Source organism: Polynucleobacter sp. UK-Gri1-W3 (genome assembly GCF_018881595.1).
Lineage (GTDB): Bacteria > Pseudomonadota > Gammaproteobacteria > Burkholderiales > Burkholderiaceae > Polynucleobacter.
The window spans coordinates 1-932 of sequence record NZ_JACVQA010000021.1 but is presented as its reverse complement, the minus strand read 5'-3'; the positions used below and the strand labels follow the sequence as shown (position 1 = coordinate 932).

General features: G+C 47.9%; 1 protein-coding gene. It reads right to left on the bottom strand.

The genetic code is table 11. The features are described 5' to 3' along the window. Positions 1–4: 4 nt before the first annotated feature. On the bottom strand, positions 5–916 hold the full coding sequence (gene hemF / locus ICN36_RS11965) for an oxygen-dependent coproporphyrinogen oxidase (RefSeq protein ID WP_216228572.1): 912 nt from the start codon (positions 914–916) through the stop codon (positions 5–7). Between the last annotated feature and the right edge of the window lie 16 nt (positions 917–932).

Below are 932 nucleotides of genomic sequence, written 5' to 3'. Positions count from 1 at the left end.
GCGCTCAAGCTAGCCAATCTCGTGGCTTGAGGTAATGGTCATATAACTTAGCCTCAGGCGTGCCAGGAGCTGGCTGCCAGTTGTACCACCACTGAACCACTGGTGGCATCGACATCAGAATCGATTCAGTACGACCACCTGAGTGCAGGCCAAAGATCGTCCCTCGATCAAAGATGAGGTTGTATTCAACATAACGACCACGGCGATATTCTTGAAAAGACTTTTCTTCAGCAGTAAAAGCATCTTGATAGCGGCGCTGCACGATTGGGAGGTAAGCGTTAATAAATGCATCACCTACTCCGCGAGTCATCGCAAAGCTCTTCTCAAAACCAAGCTCATTAAAGTCATCAAAGAAAACGCCGCCAATACCTCGGGGTTCTTCACGATGTTTTAAGTAGAAGTATTCATCACACCATTTTTTAAAACGGGGGTAAAGCTCTTCACCAAATGGATCTAAGGCGTCTTTAGCTGTTTGATGAAAGTGTTTACAGTCTTCATCAACGCCGTAGTAAGGGGTGAGGTCAAAGCCGCCCCCAAACCACCATACCGGCTCTTTACCGGGCGCTTGCGCAATAAAGCAGCGCACGTTCATATGGGTGGTGGGTACTTTAGGATTATTGGGGTGGAATACCAATGAGACACCCATCGCTTCAAAGCTGCGTCCCGCCACTTCTGGACGGTGATGCGATGCTGAAGGCGGCATTTGATCGCCGCGCACGTGCGAGAAGCCTACGCCACCTTTTTCTAAAATATTGCCACCATTCAAGATGCAGGTACGGCCATATCCTTTAAGTTTGCTATCTTCCGGCTTATGCCATTCGTCAGCAACAAAGACCTTGCCATCCAAAGCGCTCATGGCAGTGGTGATGCGATCTTGCAAGCCCAAAAAATATTCTTTTAAGGCATTGATATCAATTTGGGTATGTTGTTCT